16 protein-coding genes and 1 pseudogene are annotated in these 19,856 nt (G+C 62.6%); 3 read left to right on the top strand and 14 right to left on the bottom strand.

Going from position 1 to position 19,856, the window contains the following annotated elements:
- Nucleotides 1-15: 15 nt before the first annotated feature.
- The 8 genes from PPGU16_RS29865 to PPGU16_RS29830 form a co-directional block, all read right to left on the bottom strand.
- Nucleotides 16-987, bottom strand: a complete 972-nt coding sequence (locus PPGU16_RS29865; RefSeq protein WP_180726349.1) for an ABC transporter substrate-binding protein — start codon at nucleotides 985-987, stop codon at nucleotides 16-18.
- 558 nt (nucleotides 988-1,545) lie between these two features.
- Nucleotides 1,546-1,845, bottom strand: coding sequence for a hypothetical protein (locus tag PPGU16_RS29860; protein WP_180726348.1), 300 nt, complete (start codon nucleotides 1,843-1,845; stop codon nucleotides 1,546-1,548).
- A gap of 142 nt (nucleotides 1,846-1,987) precedes the next feature.
- Nucleotides 1,988-2,995 carry a LysR substrate-binding domain-containing protein gene (locus PPGU16_RS29855; protein ID WP_180726347.1) on the bottom strand — a complete coding sequence of 336 codons (1,008 nt, stop codon included), beginning with the start codon at nucleotides 2,993-2,995 and terminating at the stop codon, nucleotides 1,988-1,990.
- 91 nt (nucleotides 2,996-3,086) lie between these two features.
- Complete coding sequence (locus tag PPGU16_RS29850; RefSeq protein WP_180726346.1) at nucleotides 3,087-3,617, bottom strand: carboxymuconolactone decarboxylase; 531 nt, start codon at nucleotides 3,615-3,617, stop codon at nucleotides 3,087-3,089.
- Between the two features lie 91 nt (nucleotides 3,618-3,708).
- Entirely contained in the window at nucleotides 3,709-5,715 is a 2,007-nt protein-coding gene (locus PPGU16_RS29845; protein ID WP_180726345.1) for a tripartite tricarboxylate transporter permease, read from the bottom strand.
- Between the two features lie 62 nt (nucleotides 5,716-5,777).
- A complete protein-coding gene (locus tag PPGU16_RS29840; protein ID WP_180726344.1) occupies nucleotides 5,778-6,632 on the bottom strand; it encodes an amidohydrolase family protein in 855 nt (284 codons plus the stop codon).
- Nucleotides 6,633-6,747: 115 nt separating this feature from the next.
- Nucleotides 6,748-7,788: a Bug family tripartite tricarboxylate transporter substrate binding protein gene (locus tag PPGU16_RS29835; RefSeq protein WP_180726343.1), complete on the bottom strand. Its 1,041-nt coding sequence runs from the start codon at nucleotides 7,786-7,788 to the stop codon at nucleotides 6,748-6,750.
- Between the two features lie 288 nt (nucleotides 7,789-8,076).
- Complete coding sequence (locus PPGU16_RS29830) at nucleotides 8,077-9,027, bottom strand: LysR substrate-binding domain-containing protein (RefSeq protein WP_180726342.1); 951 nt, start codon at nucleotides 9,025-9,027, stop codon at nucleotides 8,077-8,079.
- Between the two features lie 327 nt (nucleotides 9,028-9,354).
- Here PPGU16_RS29830 and PPGU16_RS29825 point away from each other — a divergent pair, with 327 nt between their 5' ends.
- Complete coding sequence (locus PPGU16_RS29825; protein ID WP_180726341.1) at nucleotides 9,355-10,371, top strand: ABC transporter substrate-binding protein; 1,017 nt, start codon at nucleotides 9,355-9,357, stop codon at nucleotides 10,369-10,371.
- Between the two features lie 157 nt (nucleotides 10,372-10,528).
- On the opposite strand, the pseudogene PPGU16_RS29820 reads toward PPGU16_RS29825, so the two are convergent.
- The 5 genes and pseudogenes from PPGU16_RS29820 to PPGU16_RS29800 all read right to left on the bottom strand — a co-directional run bounded on the left by PPGU16_RS29820 (nucleotide 10,529) and on the right by PPGU16_RS29800 (nucleotide 16,272).
- Nucleotides 10,529-11,667, bottom strand: a pseudogene (locus tag PPGU16_RS29820) (porin).
- A gap of 403 nt (nucleotides 11,668-12,070) precedes the next feature.
- Nucleotides 12,071-12,925 carry an IclR family transcriptional regulator gene (locus PPGU16_RS29815; RefSeq protein WP_180726340.1) on the bottom strand — a complete coding sequence of 285 codons (855 nt, stop codon included), beginning with the start codon at nucleotides 12,923-12,925 and terminating at the stop codon, nucleotides 12,071-12,073.
- Between the two features lie 112 nt (nucleotides 12,926-13,037).
- A complete protein-coding gene (locus PPGU16_RS29810; RefSeq protein WP_180726339.1) occupies nucleotides 13,038-13,874 on the bottom strand; it encodes a sugar phosphate isomerase/epimerase family protein in 837 nt (278 codons plus the stop codon).
- Nucleotides 13,875-13,918: 44 nt separating this feature from the next.
- The gene (locus tag PPGU16_RS29805; RefSeq protein WP_180726338.1) at nucleotides 13,919-14,530 is read right to left on the bottom strand and encodes an NIPSNAP family protein; all 612 of its coding nucleotides are present in this window, start codon (nucleotides 14,528-14,530) and stop codon (nucleotides 13,919-13,921) included.
- Complete coding sequence (locus tag PPGU16_RS29800) at nucleotides 14,527-16,272, bottom strand: FAD-dependent oxidoreductase (protein ID WP_180726337.1); 1,746 nt, start codon at nucleotides 16,270-16,272, stop codon at nucleotides 14,527-14,529. Before PPGU16_RS29800 ends, PPGU16_RS29805 begins: the two co-directional genes overlap by 4 nt.
- 105 nt (nucleotides 16,273-16,377) lie before the next feature.
- Here PPGU16_RS29800 and PPGU16_RS29795 point away from each other — a divergent pair, with 105 nt between their 5' ends.
- Nucleotides 16,378-17,286: an NAD-dependent epimerase/dehydratase family protein gene (locus tag PPGU16_RS29795; RefSeq protein WP_180726336.1), complete on the top strand. Its 909-nt coding sequence runs from the start codon at nucleotides 16,378-16,380 to the stop codon at nucleotides 17,284-17,286.
- A 13-nt stretch (nucleotides 17,287-17,299) separates the two neighbouring features.
- Here PPGU16_RS29795 and PPGU16_RS29790 read toward each other — a convergent pair whose 3' ends face one another.
- Nucleotides 17,300-18,337 (bottom strand): Gfo/Idh/MocA family protein, encoded by a 1,038-nt coding sequence (locus tag PPGU16_RS29790; protein ID WP_180726335.1) that lies wholly within the window; start codon nucleotides 18,335-18,337, stop codon nucleotides 17,300-17,302.
- Between the two features lie 172 nt (nucleotides 18,338-18,509).
- Between PPGU16_RS29790 and PPGU16_RS29785 the strand changes: the two genes are divergently transcribed.
- Complete coding sequence (locus PPGU16_RS29785; RefSeq protein ID WP_180726334.1) at nucleotides 18,510-19,802, top strand: ABC transporter substrate-binding protein; 1,293 nt, start codon at nucleotides 18,510-18,512, stop codon at nucleotides 19,800-19,802.
- Nucleotides 19,803-19,856: the final 54 nt, after the last annotated feature.

Raw genomic sequence — 19,856 nt, 5'->3', positions numbered from 1 at the left:
TCTTCCGTCCGGAGTTCAAACGCGGGGATCGACGAACAGCTCGCTCATCGACATGCGGCGCGGCGTCAGGCCCTGCTTGAACGCAGTCGCTTCGAGCGCCTCGATGGTCTTGCGGTTTTCCTCGATGCCGTACGGCAGCGGATCGTGCCCGACGATCTTTTGCAGCTCCACATACTTCCTGTTCTTCTTGTCGGTCAGTTCGCCCGCATCGAGACGCGTCAGCCATTCCTTCTTCGCCCGATCGAATGCGTCGTAGATCGATTTGGCGACCCACGGATGCTCGGCGAGCACCGAGTCCTTCACGACGATCGTGCCGTGCATCGGATAAACCCCGGTGCGCGTGTAGTACTCGGCTTCCAGTTCGGCCGCATTCGGGAACAGGTCGGGGTAGTCGGCTTCGACTTCCTTCCAGCCGCCCGTCGGCGCGCCTGTGCGGCCAATGCCCGCGTTGCCGTGCATGCCTGCCACCAGTTCGCCCTTCTCCATCATCTCCGCCAGCGAGCTGCCAGCGGGCGCGTGAATCACGTTCGGCGGCAGCTTCAGTTGCGTGACGTGCTCTTCGTCATCGACAACCCAGGTCACCTTCGATGCATCGAGGCCGAACTCGTCCATCAGTACCTGACGCGTCCATGCGCCCGTCGTCACCGAATAGGCGCGCACGCCGACTTTCTTGCCTTCGAGGTCCTTGGGCGACTTGATCCCGGCGTCCGGACGCACCAGTAGGCCTGCATGGTGGAAGCGGCGCACGACGAAGATGGGCAGCGCGACGAACGGCGCGCCATATGCACGCGCGATGATGTACGTCGTCGGCGCCAGTTCGCACACGTCGAACTCGACATCGCGCACCATCCGGCGGAACGCGCCGATTTGCGGGTGAACCGTGATGAACTCGGCATCCACGCCTTCGATAGGGATGGAACCGTCACGGATGGCAGCAGTATGCGGATGCTCGGCGATAGCGAGCTTGAGGTGGACTTTCTTGGTCAACTTAGTCTCCTTTGACTTGGACAATCGGATCAACCTGCCTCTTATCGCTCGCCAATTGCTGGCAAGTTGTACGGCTGTTCAGGTGATCTCGTTGACTGAATGATCTTTCCGCGCTGGTTTTCCGTCTATTGAATTAACCTGCGCGGGCCTTAACCATTCGGTAAAGCCTCGGAGCGTTGTGCGAACGCGTGCCGGCGTCAGCGCCTCGCCATGGCATGCATGACGCAGTTGCCGTTCCAGCTCGGCGCAGGGCGTGTCGGGCGCCGCTGCGCGTAGCTCGTGGATGCGTATGAGAAATGGATGTCGACGCTATTGCGACGGATTCGTCGGGTCAATCGGCTTGATGGCAATATCGATGGGAGCGCTTCGAAAGGACGCGCGCCGTCCGTTCGTGCGGTGCAAAAAACAATGCTTGCAGGGAGCCTTGCAAGGGCGCAGCAACGCCTTCGCGGACAAGGTTGAGTCTCCGGTTATGTTGACTCAATAGCTAACCGCAAAGCATCGCATTCGCTGTCACATGCAGCGTTGTGAATGCACAGGGTGCGCGCACCGGCAGCATCAACCCGGTTTTATGTTCTGGCAGTCTTTCGCGTACCAGTAGTTGACGCGTCGCTGGGCATGATGCAAGGCACCAGGATAGATGTCCGCATCGGTCACCGAGTTGTATCCCGCCGTCAGCAGCACGTCCGCCTCGCTGCCCAGGCGCTGATGCGTGGGTTCAGCACCCTGTCTGAGCGCCGCGAGATCCTGACACTGACGGGGCGTGATATGGGCGCTCGATACATTGTCAGCGGGTGGTGCAGCGCACGCCGCCAGCAACACGGGAAGAGTCAAACACGCAAGAATGATCTTCTTCATCACGGTCTCCGCTCTTGTGAAAAACGGGTACACCACGACGAAGTGTAGAGCGGCCGAACTGTCAAAAAGCTGGCAGCAAGCTGACAAACCCGCCATGTGCGGCGGGCTGCGCATATTGAGGATTACGACGACGGACGTACGCTCAAGTCGCCTCGGGAGACGCGTGGAGCCGGTTCCCTTTGACGGATGACGACGCTGCACGCGGGGCATTGCCGAGTCCCGCCTGCAGGCGTTGCGCGGCCTCCTCCAGACACGCGACCATCAGTTGCGCGCTGGGCGTCAAGCCGCGATTGCGATTCCACAGCACGCCGGCCGGGCGCAACAGCCGGGGCAGGCTCAACGGAAGCGTATGAAGCGGCTGAGCGGTGTCGCCAGTAGGCGTCCCGGCCATCACAGCGATGAAGTCCGAGATTTGCAGATGCGCGCGCGCAACGTGAATCGAGAGGGTTTCGATGTAGTTGCTGGTCAACGGCACGTCGTGCGCTTCGAGCGCGCGCTCCAGCGGGTCACGCAGTATCGAACCGACGGGCGGCAGTATCCATGGGAAGGGTCGCAGATCCGACCATGCCAGCGTTTTCCTGCGCGCCAGCGGATGATGACGGCCCGTCATCAGCGTCACGGGCTCTTCTAAAAGCTCCTTCTCCTGGAAGCTGCCGAGCGTATCCGGCGGCGGCAAACGGCCCACCACCAGATCGAGATGGCCCTGCCAGAGTTCAGGCAGCAGCAGCGCCGTCGTACCTTCCGTGACCATCACGTTGGTTCCGGGCGAGCGCTGCTTCAGGATGCTCAAAGCCTGCGGCAGCAGCACGGAAGCCGAGGCGGGCAACATACCGATGTGAACCTTGCCTTCGGTCCCCGAACTCAGTGCCTTCAGTTCGTCGCGCGCCTGATGCAGGATGGTCAGCATCTCCCGCGCGTGGCGAATCAGGCAATCGCCGTACGGCGTGGGCACGAGACCCTGCGCCGTGCGCGAAAACAGCGAGAGTCCGAGTCCCCGTTCGAGTTCGGCCAGTGACTTCGAGACGGCGGGCACCGTCACATGCGTGACGTCGGCCACCTGCGTGAGGTTGCGGTATGTGTCGATCGTCACGAGCAGGCGCAGGTGCCGCGCCTTCAGGTTGATCTGCAGGTACCAGTCGAGAGCTGACACGTCGTGTACCTCTGCGGTTTCACCTTCTGGTTAAGCAACGTCACGTGCGACGGCACACTGTCGATCACACCCGCCGCCGGGTCTGTTCGGGTCAGTCCTTGGGCCGAAGCGCGTGCAGCGTCATGCCGAGGGAAATCGACGTGAAGTAGCCGACCGTGATCAGCAGCTCGGCAATGACCGCACGGCCCAGCGCTGCGTCATAGCGAGCAAAACGCGTATCGTCGATCGCCCCGCCCGCAAGAATGTCGCAGACTGCATCGCAAATCAGGCCGAATCGGTCACTGCCAGCTTCGGGTCGCCGCTTTTCGAGGATTGCAGCGACCACGGCTTCCGGCACGCCCGACTTCAACGCATGCCGTTTGTGATTGGCGATGACATACGCCGCATTCCAGAAAACGGCCGTCGACAGAATCGCGACTTCGCTCTCCGCCTCGGAGAGCACGGGCGAGTGATCGACATGCGTGCCGATGATCTCCATTCCTTCCGCCAGATTCGGGTTGTGCAGCCAGATGTTGAACGGTGTGGGGATGCGTCCTCGCCCCTCGCCCAGCCGCGAAATCACTTTCTTCTGTTCGCCGGTGGCCTTGTCCGGGTCGATACGTTCGAGTCGGTTGTCCGTCATTCCTGTTTCCTTCCGGGGTTCTTCCATTCAAACGATGCTGAGCGTCGAATTCGCGTCGTGCCGTCGACGACGCATCGCCATGATGAGCGCGTTAAAGGAGACTGCTCGGCCAGGGGATATGAATGATCTGGTCGAACACGCCATAGATGAGCGCCGTCACACAGGCGGCGAGAATCAGACTCAACCGCCAGGACTCGCGTCCCTCGATACGCATGAACGCCACGATGATGATCGGCACCGTCGGGATCATGCCGATCAGGGACATGCAGACGAGGAAGGCGATGAACCAGCCGAGAAACCTCGCTGCCCGCAACAGCGTCACCGTGTTCGACAGCTTCTCTTCATGATCGCTCGACACATCCATGTGAATGCCGCCGCCGGCGTGCGCCGCGCCTGCATGAGCAGGAATGACCAGGACCTTGTACGCCAGGCTGAGCGTTCCGGCGATGACGAGAATGCTCGCGATGACCGTCGGCCCGATTCTCGCCATCAACAGCCAGCTCTGCGCCGTCACCAGCATGTAGATCCCGACGCCGATAAAGAACACATAGACCAGGTCTTCGCGCTTGAACGTGATCGTCCCGCTCGGGCGCATCCGCGCGAACCCGCCCACGCGCAGCGCGGTGAACATCGGCTTGAAAAAAACCAGCGCTGCGAGGATGAGCAGCACCATGACGACCGGGCGCGTCACCCAATCCGTGCCGTAGCGCACGAAGGAGATCGACATGTAACGCTCCATCAGCACACCAAGCACGAGGCCGAGGATCAGCGGCGGCCGTGCCCATCTCAGACGCTTCATGGTCCAGCCGATCACGCCTGCAATCAGCAGCACGAACAGGTCTCCCCAGCTACGCGAACCCTGGAAAGCCCCGACGTAGATAATCGGCATGATGACGGGCAGGATCAGCGTGTAGCGCAGCGTCGAAATTTTGGCGAACTGGCCACTGAGCAGAAAGCACAAACCCGCGCCGAAGATATTGGCCAGCGCGATGGACCAGACCATCGAATACGTGAAGTCGAGGTGCTTGGTCAGCATGTCGGGGCCGGGGATAAATCCATGCACCATCATCGCCCCGAGCAGGATAGCCTGCGCCGCGCCGCCGGGTACGCCGAACGACAGCATCGGCACGAGACTGCCACCTTCCCGCGCGTTATTGGCTGCTTCAGGCGCGATCACGCCGCGCACATCGCCCCTGGTGAAGGTTTGCTTCGCGCCTTTCGAGGTCTGCAGAGCGTGACCATAGGCGATCCAGTCCGTCACCGCACCCGTGATGCCCGGCACCGCCCCGAGGATCGCGCCAAGGCCGCCGCAGCGAAGAATCAGAAACCAGTTGCGCAGACTGTCGACGACGCCCTGCCGCATCCCCTCGCGCGAACTGAACTGCACATTCTCGGCGATGGCCGTGCGCCGGATGGCGAGCTCGCACAACTCGGGCAGCGCGAAGATTCCAAGGATGATCGGTACCAGCGGAATACCGTCCTGGAGATAAAGAATGTCCCCTGTCCAGCGCATTTGCCCTGTTGCGACGTTGGTGCCCACCATACCGACCAGGATGCCGAAACAGGCTGCGACCACGCCTCGCAGCGGCGCGTTGCCCGACAGTGCCGATACCATCGAAACACCGAATATCGTGAGCCCGAGCATTTCGGGCGTGCCAACCGAAAGAACGAACGGCCGCACCAGCGGCAGCGAAAACGCAAGAATGACAGCGCCGATCAGACCGCCGAACAACGACGACATATAGCACGCGCTCAATGCGCGCGACGCTTCACCGCGCTTCGTCATGGGCAAGCCGTCGAGTACGGTCGCCTGCGAAGCCGCATGTCCCGGCACGCCGAACAGCACGGCGGGAATCACGTCCGAAGTGGTGATGACGGACGCCATGCCGAGCAGCATGGCGAAGGCCGCATACGGGTCCATCGTGTAAGTGAACGGCACCAGCAGTGCAAAGCCTGTCAGCCCACCGATCCCCGGCAGGAGCCCGATCGCGAGTCCAACCACGACGCCGAACACAAGGAAGATCAGACGGTTGAATTGCAGGAGCGTCGACAGCGCATGGCCTGCGGCCAACAGCGTCGGATCGTTGAAAAATTCCATACGTCATCCTGATGAAATGGCAAGCCCGGTTGGCTCATCCTGTGTGCCTGCGAAGGCGACCTTCAGTCGGCCAGCGTCGGATAAAGCACTTTGGCCGTGCGGCCCCAGACCCATGCGCGCTCGTCATCGCTGAGACTTGCGAAACACGCGTGTCCCTGATCGATCAGATTCCTCAACGGCCCTGCGGACGCCGGGTAGTTCGATCCGAATGCCAGGTGGTCGGCGCCGAACACCTTGACCAGTTGCGGGAAAAACGCCTCCGCCCCGCCCTTTGCGGCTTGCGCGAGATCGAAGGTTCGCGGCGTGATCTTCATGTACACGTTGTCGTACTTCGCCAGATCGAACAGCGCCGCGCAACCTGCATAGGGCGGCCCATCTTCGATATCGGGCCTACCGCAGTGATCGAGCGCGATCTTCACCGTGGGGAAACGTTCAGCCAGTTCAGCGACCATCGATAAGCCGTCGGGTGTCGTCTGAACGGCCATCGTCATGCCGATGTCGGCGCAACGCTCCCAGATCGGGAACGTGGCGGGATCGATCAGCCAGCTTGCATCGCCCTGATGGGTCGCGCCGCCCGTGAAAAGCCGGATTCCGCCCATGCCGTTGGCAAGCCAGTAGTCGAAGGTCTTCAATGCATCGGGCGCAAGCAGGTCGAATGAATAGACACCCGTGAAGCGCTTCGGATACTGCGCCACGCTGTCCGCCACGTATGCGTTGTTGTGACCGTAAGTCGTCGACGAATGCACGATCGCCGCTTTCGCCACACCCGCTTCATCCATCTCTGCGATCATCTGCTCGAATGTGACGGGACGCGTAGCGGACCACTTCGAACGATGTCCATGTTGAGGCGCGATCGGGTAGCGATCCGTATCCGCCGAGATGATGTGCGGGTGAATGTCGATAATGTCGGGCGTCATGTGAATTAACCTCGTGGTGATGTGCCGTCATTCACCCACATGAGGTTCATGACATGCGCTGCTTCAGATCGAGCCGGGCGTGCGAGCGAACTGAGCCGCACTGCCTCTGCTGCGGTCAACGGGAACTAAAGATGAGCTTGCGCGCGCTCTCGAGCTGCGGTTCGGGTGTCGCATACAACCTGCTGACGATCTTTTCCACCGCGCTTCCGTCGATCGGATCGATCGGAAAGCCCGAATGTGTCATTGCCGCGATGAACTCGGGGTCTGCGATCGTCTTTGCGAAGGCAGTGCGCAACGCATCGAGACGATCCTGCGGCACGTCTTTCGGCACGGCGATCGGCCGGCCCGCCTGGAACGGCAGCAGGAACAGGTTGAACAGTTCTTTGACGTCGGGACTGGTGATGTAGGCGCTCAGGTTCGGCACATCCTGGAAAGGAGCCGGACTTTTCCAGCCCAGATGCAGCAGCACCTTCATCTTGCCGTTGGCGAGCATCCGCACGGGCTCACCCTGTTGCAGCCCGTCGATGGTCGATGCCCAGCCATCGACTTCGCCGCGCTGCATCGCCAGATACACTTCGCCGCGCCCCGTGTAGCCAGGCACGATGCTCATCTTGGCGCCGAGATATTCATCGAGCAACGCGGGCAGCGTCCGGTCCTCGTTGGCGAAACCCGTTGCGCCGATGTACATCTTCTTTTTAGTGAGATCGTCTGCCGTGGTGACGCCAGATCGCGTCATCGAGACCAGCGCGTACTCGACTTTGTTGAGACTGCCAAGCCATCTCACCTGACGCGGATCGAACCGGTTCTGGCGCGGATCGAGCAACGGAATATAAAGGTTGTTGCGCTGCAGGAAGCCGATCACGGTGCCGTCATTGGGCTGTCTGGATTGAAGCGAAGCTGCCGCAACCATTCCGCCTGCCCCGACCACGTTCATTACCACCGCGCGGGGTTTGCCGGGAATGTAGTTCACGAAGAAGCGCGCGAACTGGCGCGCAATGATGTCCGTGGGCGTACCCGCGTCGGCGCTGACGACGAGCGTCAAGGTCTTGCCGTGATAGAAGTTTTCGACCGACTGGCCAAAAGCCGACCCAGTCATCGCCATCGCGGCAATACCGAGCAGCGCCGCGCAAGCGCGAATTGCGGTCCTGAACTTCATGGTCGTCCCTGTCTCCGTAATGATCCGTGATCCGCCGTCGTGGCCTTGGCCGGAGACCATCGCAGTCCCGGGCGTGAATCACGTTGTCTCCGTTCATTTATCGAGTGAACGCAATGAAATTCTGCCAGCGTGCCGAAACGAATCAATTGAGAAAAACGGCCGGGGGTTTGAGTAAACGGTTAAGGCTCGTCCGAGGTCGAGGCCAGGCAAAGGATGCCCGGCGGCAGTGGCACAAGGACGAATGGGTGTGGAATGCGCGGGCGGCGGCGAGTTGTGTCGGGCTGAAGCCTATCGTGCAGTCTGACGCTTCGCCGCGAGACGTTGAGCGGCCTCTTCGAGACACGTCACCATGAGCTGGGCGCTGGGCGTCAGGCCACGGTTGCGGTTCCACAGCACGCCAGTCGGACGCAGCAGCCGGGGCAGGCTTAACGGAAGCGTATGAAGCGGCTGCGCAGGATCGTTCGCGGGCGTGTCGGCCATCACGGCGATGAAATCCGAGACTTGCAGATGCGCGCGCACGACATGAATGGACAGCGTTTCGATGTAGTTGCTGGACAGCGGCACGTCGTGCGCTTCCAGCGCACGTTCAAGCGGATCGCGCAGTATCGAGCCGGGCGGCGGCAGTATCCAGGGGAAGGGGTGCAAGTCCGCCCATTTGAGGGTTTTCCTGCGAGCCAACGGATGGTGACGGCCGGTTACCAGCGTGACGGGATCTTCCAGAAGCTCGCGCTCCTCGAAGCTGCCCAGCGTATCCGGCGGCGGCAAGCGGCCCACCACGAGATCGAGGCGCCCTTGCCAGAGTTCAGGCAGCAACGAGCCCGTCGTCCCTTCGATCACCACCACATTGGTACCAGGCGACCGCTGCTTCAGAAGGCTGAGTGCCTGCGGCAGCAACACGGAGGCGGAGGCAGCCAGCATACCGATATGGACCTTGCCCTCGGCCCCTGAACTGAGCGCCTTCAACTCGTCGCGTGCCTGATGCAGGATCGTCAGCATCGCCCGCGCATGGCGAATCAGGCAATCGCCATATGGCGTCGGCACCAGGCCTTGCGTCGTGCGCGAGAAGAGCGTCAGCCCGAGTCCCCGTTCGAGTTCGGCGAGCGACTTCGACACGGCAGGCACTGTCACATGCGTGACGTCGGCCACCTGGGTCAGGTTACGGTATGTATCGATCGCAACGAGAAGGTGCAGGTGTCGGGCCTTAAGGTTGATCTGCAGATACCAGTCGAGCTCCGACACGTGCCCCCTCCGGGTTGACCATCTGGTTAAGCCTCAGGCCATTTTACTCAATTGTCCGCAGGCGCAGTTCACTGGCAAGATCCCGATGCGCCCGTTTGCGTCGAGCCGCAGAGTTTGCCGATTCAGGCATCAAGCGGTTCGCCTTCGCTACGGCATTTTTACCGAATGGCGACGACGGGTCACGAGCCGCCTTGTGTTGCTGAGGTTCCCGACGGCGACGGGTCGAACGGCAACGTGCACTGAGATCGGCACAACGGCACCGGGATGCGTCCATGACTCGTCGATCCATCACAAACGGCCGGATCAACCGGCGCACGGAGACAGCCAATGACCCAGCCCCTCAGCCGCCGTCGGTTCTTGCGCGGCGCGGGCCTTCTCGGCTTGAGCGTCGCTGCGGGCGGACTCGCTGCGCCGTATTACGCGCGAGGCGCCAACAGCCAGATCCGGATCGCCAGCAATCCAGGACTGGAGAACGCCACGCTGAACGCGTTGATGGACGAAATGGGATACTTCAGGCAATTCGGCGTCGATGCGCAGACCGTGCAGATCCCAGGCACATCGGGCCCGTTCGATGCGATCGCCCTTGGAGCCGCAGACCTGTGCATGGTATCGGGCTACAACGGGGTGTTATCGCGCATCGCGCTAGGCGCCAAGGTCAAGATCGTCGGTGCCGGCATGAAGAAATGCGCGCTGACGGTCTTTGCGAGGCCAGATGAGATCAGGACTCTCGCCGATCTGCAAGGCAGAACCATCGCGGTCGGCCCGAAGCTGGGCCTGTTGCATACGTTGATGCGGCAGCTGATGAAAGAAAAAGGGATCGACGCCACGCAGATCGACTTCGTCGACAAAGGCAGCAACGATCAATGCTACGAGGCGGTCGTAAAGGGCGAAGCAGACGCCTGCTGCTCGAGCATCTCGCACCTGCGCGACCAGGACGGGCTGGTCGCGATAAGCGATGCCAACCTGTGGCAGGCTCTGCCCAGATGCATCTTCCAGACCGCCTATGCTTCCGATGCCGCGCTGCGGAGCAAGCACGAAGAGTTGGTCGCCGTCATGGCCGCCTACGGTGCGCTCTACGACTATCTGATGTCGCCCGCATCGCACGATGCGTTCTTCCAGGCACGCAAGCAGGCGCAAAAGAAGTTCGATAAGGCATCGGCACAGGCCATCTGGGATTTCAACGAGACGCAACGCCCGTATTCCAGGGATCTGTCGCTGACCAGCGACGACATCGGTTATCTGCAAGACATGTTTATCGGCGTGGGCAGCCTGAAGCAGAAGCAGCCCTTCACCGATGTGGCCGACATGTCGGCGGCGAATGCCGCGGCGAAGCTGATCGGCTGATAACGCCAGACTGGAAACGCCCTGCCGCGCAGAGGCCTCGTCGATACGGACAGGCGAATGCTTGCCCTTCACCATGAAAAACACCCCAGAGGCCGGATCGAGGTCCGACGTCTGGGGTGCCCTTCATCGAGCCGCTACGCGCGCGTCCAGCTCAACTTCAAAACGTATGCCGGATGCCCGCAATAACGGAGATCTGCGAGCTGCCAGGCGGCGGAGTGGGAACGGGCGTAATCGTCGTCGCTGCGAGTGCGAGATTGCCGTAGTTGTGGATGCGCTCACCCGTCAGATACAGGAACGTACGCTTGGACAGCAGGTATTCGCCGCGCAATACCAGCACGAGCGCCTTGTTGGGCGAATGGTCGTACTTGAGCTGCGCCACCATGCCGTCGACATAGACGAATGGTGTCACGGGCACGGTGCCCGTCACCCAGAACAGGTTGCTCTTCGGCGTCGAGATGCCTTCGTCATCGCGCCTGATCCAGCCTACGCCGAACTTGGCTTTGCTTATCTTGAAGTAACCGCCCAGCGTGAAACGGCTGTCCGTGAGTTTCGGCGATGTGAGACCGCCCCATGTCGCCGAGGTGCCGCCATAGTTGCGCTCGTAGGAGCTGGCCACGCCCCAGAAATGGCCCTCGTATTTGACCATTGCCGAATATTCCCGGCATTGGTTCGAAGGTGTCGTCTGACCGGGACAATTCGATGCGGCAGCGCTGTTGCCGTTGACGGCATCACGACCGAAGCTATAGTTCACACCGCCTTCAAAATCGCCAAGAAAATAACGGTAGCTCACGGAATTATCGGCACGGGCATTGGCGATACCATTGTCCAGCGTGGTGAGACCCTGCGCGCCTGTGCCGAACGGGTTAATGAACGAAGTGGCAAAAAAGCGCATCGTGTACTGACGACCAAACGTGAGACGACCGAACTTTCCATCGAGCCCGACGTAGGATTGTCGCCCGAACAGCCGGCCACCTTGCCTGGACGTTCCATTGCTCGGCATAAACCCGCCTTGCAAATCAAATATCGCCTTCGTCCCCCGCCAAGATCCTCGCTACCGCGAATTCCGAAGTAGGATGTTGCCGTCCCGTCCCCCATCCGATACGCGTTGGTCGTGGCGTTTTTGCCCTTGGCCACGTTATTGACGTACTCCACCCCCTGATCGATCAAGCCATATATCGTGACCATACTGGCACCCGCGGGTTTGCTGGCCTCTGCCGCTTCATCTTCACCCTGCGCCCATGCCGGCGCGATGTGCACCAACGCCGCGCAAGCACATATTGCGGTCCTGTATCTCATGATCGTCGCTGTCTCCGTAGTCTGGGCCACGACCTGTCTTGCTGGCGAACTGGAAACAGTCGCCGGCCGGGTGTGGACCATCCTTCTTTTCGTTTGTTTGTAACGCACTGAAATTGTGACAGCCCGTCACGGCAGGTCTATTGAGAAAAACTGCCTCGGGTTTGAGCGAATGGTTAATGCGCTTGCGGCGGGGACAGGGTGGGCCGAGTCGAACGGTCTGCGAAGATTGGTGTGGCTCGAGATGGAGACGGCACACCACAGATCAATCAGGTAGTGGGTCGAGCAGGCATGGAAGGCCACTGCGCTGCATGCTGCCGACAACGTGCAACGGGATCGGTGAGCAGAATTGTTTTGGCTGGGTGCACGGTGCCTGTCGAGGGCACACCGTGCACCACCGCTGCCGTTACACCTTTGCCCCAGCCCGTCCGCGCTTCTTCGCGGCGGGCTCCGGCGCCGCTGGTGCCGCCTCGGCAATTGCGCGCTTGAAAAGCGGCGAACTGAGCGTCGCCGCGCCCATGTCCGCCGCCGCGCTCAACAGCGAAGGCGCGAGTTCCTTCAGGCGCGACTCCGGCAACCGGCTGGTCGGCCCCGCAAGACTCACGATGCCCACCACCTCGTCGGTGACGGGATTGCGCACGGGCGCGGCAATCGATGTCATGCCCGCCTCGTACGTCTCGATCGCCACGCCATAGCCGCGTTGCCGCGCGCCGTTCAGATCCTTGAGGAATTGTTGAATGGTCTTCGGCGCACGCGGCGCATTGAGCGATTTCGGCCCGAGGCCGCCCTGTTTCGACACCAGCTCGATGGCACGTTCGTCGGACAGCGTCGAAAGCCACGCCTGCCCGCTTGCCGTGCAATGCAGCGGCGGCTGGCTACCCATGTCCGGGTCATAACGCAGCCCCGACTTCGCGCCCTGCGCCTTGCCGACAAACGTAATGTGGTCGTCCTCGACGACGCCCAGGCGCGCCAGTTCACCCGAACTTTCCGCAAGCCGGTCGAGCACCGGCTGCGAAATATCGGACACGCCACTCGTCGACAGATAGATCAGCGCCAGCGACACCAGCTTCAGCGCGAGCATGTACTCGCCGTGGTCCTCGTCCTGACGCACGAAACCTTCGTCGATCAGCATCGACAGCAGACGGTGCGTGCCGCTGCGCGGAATGTTCAGCGTGTCGGCGATGGCCGCGAGCGGCATGCGGCCGCCGTTCTTCGCCAGCAGTTCGAGCACCGCCAGCGCCCGCTCCAGATTGCCTGCCATAGTGCACTCTCATTTAAACTGTATCGTGCAAATGAGAACATGATTCCATAGTGGAATTCAAGCAGTTTCGCATGTCCTTCATTGGCGGCAGCTAACAATCAATGCGAGGCGCTCACGTCGCTGTCGCGTAGGCCTGTTCGATCACCGCCCGCGTCGCCTCACGCAGGCGGCGCGCACGATCGACGGCGCGGGTGGTCTTCGCCCACTGCTGCGTCGGCACTTCGACGCTCACAGGCAAATGCGCCGGCAACGCCCGCAGAATCCCAGCGAGATCGAGGCCGCCTTCGCCCGGAATCATCCGTTCGCAACGCGCCTGGAACAGCAGCGTATCGAGATCGGTGGGACGCTCGGCGGGCGCGTCGCAGAACTGCACGTAGCCGAAGTATTCGCGCGGCAGTGCGCGCAATGCATCGAGCGAATCGGCTGCACGGTCGAAGTGAATCGGATCGATGATGAGACCCGTGTTGCGCTTGCCGCTCGCTTCGACGATGCGCGCGCCCTGCGCGATGTTCTTCACGTCGGTCCACGGCATCGGCTCGAGCGAAGGCGTGAGGCCGAGCGGCGCCGCGATGTCGCACAGCTTGCCGAGCCGGTCGGCCATGCGCGCTTCGTCGGGATCGTTGCCCGCCACGAGCACATAGCGCGCGCCGAGTTCGGCGGCTGTTTCGAACATCGGCTTGTACGACGCCACATCGGTATCGGGCTTCAGCCGCACGATCTCGACATCGAGCACGCGCATGCCCGTGTCCTTCAACACCGCGAGCGTCTCGCGCTTGAGCGCGGTATCGCCGACGATTTCATGCCGCACTTCGTGATCGGTCGCAGGCAGCAGACGCAGGCCGACGAAGTCGTAGCCCGCATCAGCCGCGCATTGCACCATCTGCGGCGGCGTCAGTTCCAGCACGGTCAGCGCCGACAGCGACAGCGCGCGCGCATGAGCCTGAGTCATCATGTCTCCTTTATCCAGTTCGTATCGTGTATTGCGTACAGCGTTCAGCGCAGCGGCGAAAACGGCGCGGGCACGTAGATCGTCGACTCCATGGTCGTCAGATGCGCGGGTCCGCCCTTCGGCGGCCAGATGCCGTCCTTCACCGCTTCCGCGCGAATGCGCGAGCGTTCGTCGACACCCGCATACGGCCAGATGTTCAGAAAGCGCGGCACGGTGCCGTCGAGCGAATACATCGCGCCGATCAGCGGGGAACGCTTGGTGCGCTCGGGCACGGCCTTTTCCCATGCGTCGATCGTATGCTGCAGGCTCGCGAGCTTCGTGCCATAGACACGCATCTCGTAGATGCCGCCGTGCACGGCCGGTTCGACAGGCGGCAGGAACGGAAAGAGCGCATAGCTCTCCACCTTGACGTCCACGACGAACTCGCCGCAGCCGAACGGATTGCCTTCCAGCAGCAGACGCTTGCGCTCGTTGACGAGCGCCGCTTCCGATTCGAAGCCGCGCAGCACCATCACCTTCCCAAGCGCGCCGATGTCCGAATACCAGCAGCCGAGCAACGTCGAGCCGGGCTGATTGCCGCTCGCCTTGATGCTTTCGAACACCTGCGCGTTCGTGCCGATTTTCACCGTGAGCGTGACTGTGTCATAGAGTGTCATTGCGTGGTTCCTTGATGTGAACTGGGAGAACCGGTGCGCGTCGAGCGTTGCGCTGCACCGGCAAGAGAAAGTCCCGCGAGATAGCCGAATGTCATCGCCGGGCCGAGTGTGATGCCGCCGCTCGGATAGCAGCCGCCCATCATGCTCGCGCTGTCGTTGCCGACCGCGTAGAGGCCGGGAATTGCGTGGTCGTGGCCGTCGAGCACGCGGGCGTTCGCATCGGTGGCGAGGCCCGCGAACGTGCCGAGGCTGCCCGGCAGCAGTTTGACGGCATAGAACGGTCCGTTTTCGATTGGCGCGAGACAGGGATTCGGCTCGTGCGTCGGGTCGCCCTGCACGCGGTTGTATGGCGTCGAACCTTTGTGAAACTGCGGATCGAAACCGTCTTTCGCATACGTGTTGTAGGCGGCAACCGTGTTCTCCAGGCCCTGCGCATCGATACCGCACACGGCGGCAAGTTCAGCGAGCGTCGCGCCCCGCTTCAGATAACCCGAGCGCACATAGCTCGAAACCGGGAACGGAAACGGCTTCGAAAAGCCGAGCCCATAGCGGCGCTGAAAACGGTGATCGCAGATCAGCCAGGCGCAGACCGCTTCACCGCGCCGCGTCGTACCGAGCAACGCCGACATGAAGTCGTGATAGGACGACGCCTCGTTGACGAAGCGCTGCCCCGCGCGCGTGACGGCAATCACACCCGGCTTCGCGCGTTCGATCAGATGCGCAAACGCCACATCGCCGCCGCGTTGCCGCACGAGCGAAACGGGCGCCCAGGCTGCGGGCGCATCGAGCGCATCATTGAAACGCCCACCAATCGATTCGCCCAGGCGAATGCCGTCACCCGTATTCGCGCGCGGTGCCGCCGACCAGTGTTCCTTGCCCGATGGCGTGTAAGCAAACGTGCGCGCGCGCCGGGCGACATCATGCGGAAAACCGCCGCATGCGAGCACCACGCCGCGCGACGCCCGCACTTCGTGCACCACGCCGTCGATCTCGACCCGCGCGCCCGTGACGCGCGCGTCGTCGCGCAGCAAACCAATCGCCTTGGCGCGCGTGCGCAGATCCACATTCCGATCTGCCGCCGACTTCAACAGCCGCGCCACCAGCGCATTGCCGTTGACGAGATGCATCGAGCGTCCGTGACGCAGTTTCTGCCACGCGAACGCAGCCAGCCGCCGCGTGACGTAAAGCGCGGATTTCACGGAGCGCGTCGCGCGATAGAAGTGCGCGAGGTCCTGCCCCGACGCCAGCGCCATGCCCTTGATCGTCATCACCGACAGTGGCTCGCGCAGCTTGTGGACCAACGGACCGAGCTCCCTGCCGTCGAACGGCATCGCACACACCGAGCGGCCACCCGTTGCCGCGCCGGGCGTGGTATGGAAATCGGGAACGCGATTGCCGTCGACGAAGCGCATCGCCGTGTGCTGCTCGAAGAACTCGATCATTTCGGGGCCGCGCTCCAGCAATGCGTCCGCCTTGTCCGCATCGAACTGCGCGCCGAGTTCGCTCTTCAGATACGTGCGCGGCGCGTCGATGTCCTCGCAGATGCCTGCGCGCGTCGCCAGCGGATTACGCGGAATCCACATCCATCCGCCCGACCACGCGGTCGTGCCGCCGAATACGTCTTCCTTCTCCGCAACCATGACGTGCAAGCCCTGCGCCGCCGCCGTCACGGCAGCCGACAGCCCGCCCGCACCGGAGCCCAGCACCAGCACATCGCATTCGAGTATCGCTTCACGCTTCATCTTCGGCTCTGCTCTTTCAGAAACTATGGAACTAACTTTCTTTGTGGAATACTATTCCACAAATTGCGATCTTGCAAAGTTTTTGTGACGACGAGGAGAAACGACATGCGGGTACTGGTAACGGGTGGTAGCGGCTTTCTGGGCGCGTGGATCATGCGGCGGCTGCTTGCCAGCGGCATCGAATGCGTTGCGTTCGATCTGCAGGCGAAGCCGCAGTTGCTGCATGCGCTGTCGCCGGAGCAGGCGGAAACCGTCCAATGGCGAACGGGCGATATCGCGCAAGCCGCCGACGTCGCACGCGCGCTGGACGGCTGCGATGCCGTGATCCATCTCGCGGGCATTCTCACGCCGGATTGCGCGGCCAACCCCGTGCGCGGCGCGCAGATCAATCTGATCGGCACGCTGAACGTCTTCGACGCGGCACGCGCGGCGGGTCTGCAGCGTGTGCTCTACGCAAGCAGCGCTGGCGTGTTCGGCCCCGACGACGGCGCGACCCCGTTTCCGCAGACGCACTACGGCGCATTCAAGCTCGCCTGCGAAGGCTCGGCGCGCGCGTACTGGAACGACCACGGCATCGCGAGCGTCGGCTTTCGCCCGCTGGTCGTCTATGGCGCGGGACGCGAGACGGGATCGAGCGCCGGTCCGAGCCTTGCGTGCCGCGCGGCCGCACGTGGCGAGCGCTACACGATGCCGTTCACGGGTTCGACAGGTTTCGTCTACGCCGACGATGTCGCCGCCGCCTACGAGGCGGCCTTGCTGCGCGATGTGGAAGGCGCCCACGCGTTCACGCTCGCAGGAGAGATCGCTTCCGTGCAAACGGTGATCGACGGAATTGGCACGATCGTGCCGGGCGCGCGCATCGATGCCGCGGGTGCTGCGCTGCCCATCGCGACTGCGTTTCCGCACGATCCCGCCCTGGAGCACCTGTTGCCGGGTCTGCCGCAGACCTCGCTCGAAGCAGGTCTGCGGCAGACGGTAGCGTTCTACCGCCACACGCACGCCGCACATCACTGACAATAATTCGACCTCAAAGCGCGGGCGCGACGGGCGCGCGCGCCGCCACGGCCCGATGCACGGCGAGCGTCGCGGCCAGCGTGCGCGCGGCGTCCTCGACCGAACACAGCGGCGCCTCCTCACGCGCGATCACAGCGGCGAAGTGGCGCAACTGCTCGTGATACGGATCGGCGCTGTGCGGCGTGCTGCGCTCGACGGTCAACGGTTCGTGCCAGCCTTTGCGCGCGCGGTATTCCCATACGTCGAGTTGCGGCAGCGTCAGCGACGCGTCGGTGCCGATCAGAAAATGCGTGTTCACCTGCTGGCGCGGATAGTGCGCCGCTTCGCCCGCCGCAAGGTCCCAGTTCCAAGGTGCGGCCGCGCAGTCCGAAACGGCGAGCGTGCCCAGCGCGCCGCTAGCGAAGCGCAGCAACACGGCGGCCGTATCCTCGACGTCGAAACCCCGCACGGCATTCGACGTCAGCGCCTGCACCTCGACGATCTCGCCGAGTAGAAACCGCATGATGTCGATGTCGTGGATCAGATTGATCAGCACGGGCCCGCCGCCCGCGCGCCGCCGCCATTCGACGTCGAAATAGGCGTCGGGCTTGTAGAACGTCGCGAGCGCGTTCGCGGTAACGGGCGTGCCCAGCCGCCCGGACACGACGATTTCCTTCGCGCGCCGCAGGATCGGGTTGTGCCGCCGATGATGCCCCACCAGCAGCGGCACGTTCGCTGCGCTGGCTGCGCGGCTCAACTGTTGCGCCGCTTCCACGTCATCGGCCACGGGCTTTTCGATCAGCGCCGGAATGCCGCGCGCGAGGCATGCAAGGCCCACGTCGACATGCGTCGCGTTCGGTGTCGCGACGATCGCGCCTTCGGGACGTATTTCGTCGAGCATCGGCGTGTAGTCGGCAAACCAGCGCAACCCTTCCTGCCGCGCGAATTCGCGCGCGGCGGGCGACGGGTCCGCAATCGCCACCACCTCTGCCTGTGGATGCAGCCGCGCCCGTTCCACGTGCATCCGTCCGATCGCGCCCGCGCCGATCACCGCCAAACGTCTCCTTGCCATGTCCTTCATCTCCTCAGGTTGAACACAAGGGTTATTCGAGGCTTCCAGGTGAATACCCGGATTCTATGAAACATGCTTTAATTGTTGAATACTATTCCAATTCAAACTACAGTTCATCAAAAGTTTTGGTTGTCGAAAATTTGCGAACGGATACGGACAGGAGCGGAGAGACATGAAGGACGAACACACACAACTCAAGCACCACGAAGCGCAGAGTGCGCCTGACAGCGCGGGCATGACGCGGCGCGCATGGCTCGCCACGGCGGGCAAGACGCTCGCGAGCGGCGCGGCCGTGCTGGCGGCGCCCGCGATCGTGCGCGCGCAAGGCGAGCAGCCGCTCAAGCTCGGCCTGCTGATGGCCAAGCAAGGCGTGTGGACCGAACAGGGCGAAGTGATCGCGAATGGCGTGAAGCTGGCGCTCGACGATGCGAACAACCAGGCGCGCGGCCGCCGCGTGGATCTGGTCTGGTACGACGAGCCGAATCCCCAGTCGGCGCAGCAGAACATGCAGAAGCTGATCGAGCAGGACAAGGTCATCGCTGTGATCGGCGGCACGAATAGCGGCACGTCGCTGGCGATGTCGTCCGTCGCGGCTCGCACGAAGACACCCTATATCGCCCCGAACGCCGCCGCGCGCGAGCTGACGGGCAGCAGCTGCAATCCGTACACGTTTCGTGTGCTCAGTCCGACGCCCGTCACGTGCCGCGCGCTCGCGCCGTCGCTGCTCGCGATCGGCAAGAAGTGGCACTTCCTCGTCGCGAACTACGCGTATGGGCAGGATATCCAGCGCTCGATGTCCGAGTTGCTGAAACAGTCGGGCGGCACGATCGCGGGCGCGGATGTGACGCCGCTCAACACCACCGACTTCAGCTCGTTCATCCTGAAGATTCGCCAGTCGAAGCCCGATGTCGTGCTGCTCGGCCTGCCCGGCGGCGATCTCTCGACCTTCCTCAAGCAGTACGCGGAAATGGGCATGAAGGACAAGATCCCCGTTGCCTGTCCCATCATCGGCGATTCGGATCTGTGGTCGATCAACGTGGATGCGGCAACCGGCTACTACGGCAAGCCGTGGCACTACAGTTCGCCGGGCCATTCGCCCGAAGAACTCGCGTTCATCAAGAAGTACACGGCGAAGTACGGCAAGCCGCCCGCCGACAAGGCGTGGATCGGCTGGTTCACGACGCGCGCGCTGCTCGCGGGTGTCAACCAGGCAAAGAGCACATCCGGGCCGGACATCGTGCAGAGCCTGGAGACCGTGCAGTTCGGCGACAGCAGCGGGCCTGCCTATTTCCGCCCGTGGGATCACCAGATGTTGCGCCGCTGGACGGTCTTCAAGGTGAAGGATCACATCACCGACAAGTGGGACTGGCTCAACCAGGTGTCGGCCGTGCCGCAGAACCCTGCCGAACTCGACAGCCTTTACGGCACGAAACAGGAAATCGGCTGCACGATGGCTGCGCGGTAGAGCACGGCGAACCTTGCTGCGGCATCGGCGGGCCGTTGCGTGAACCTCATGCAG

The sequence above is a fragment of the Paraburkholderia largidicola genome, from assembly GCF_013426895.1.
Lineage (GTDB): Bacteria > Pseudomonadota > Gammaproteobacteria > Burkholderiales > Burkholderiaceae > Paraburkholderia > Paraburkholderia largidicola.
This window is presented reverse-complemented; position numbering and strand designations above follow the sequence as displayed.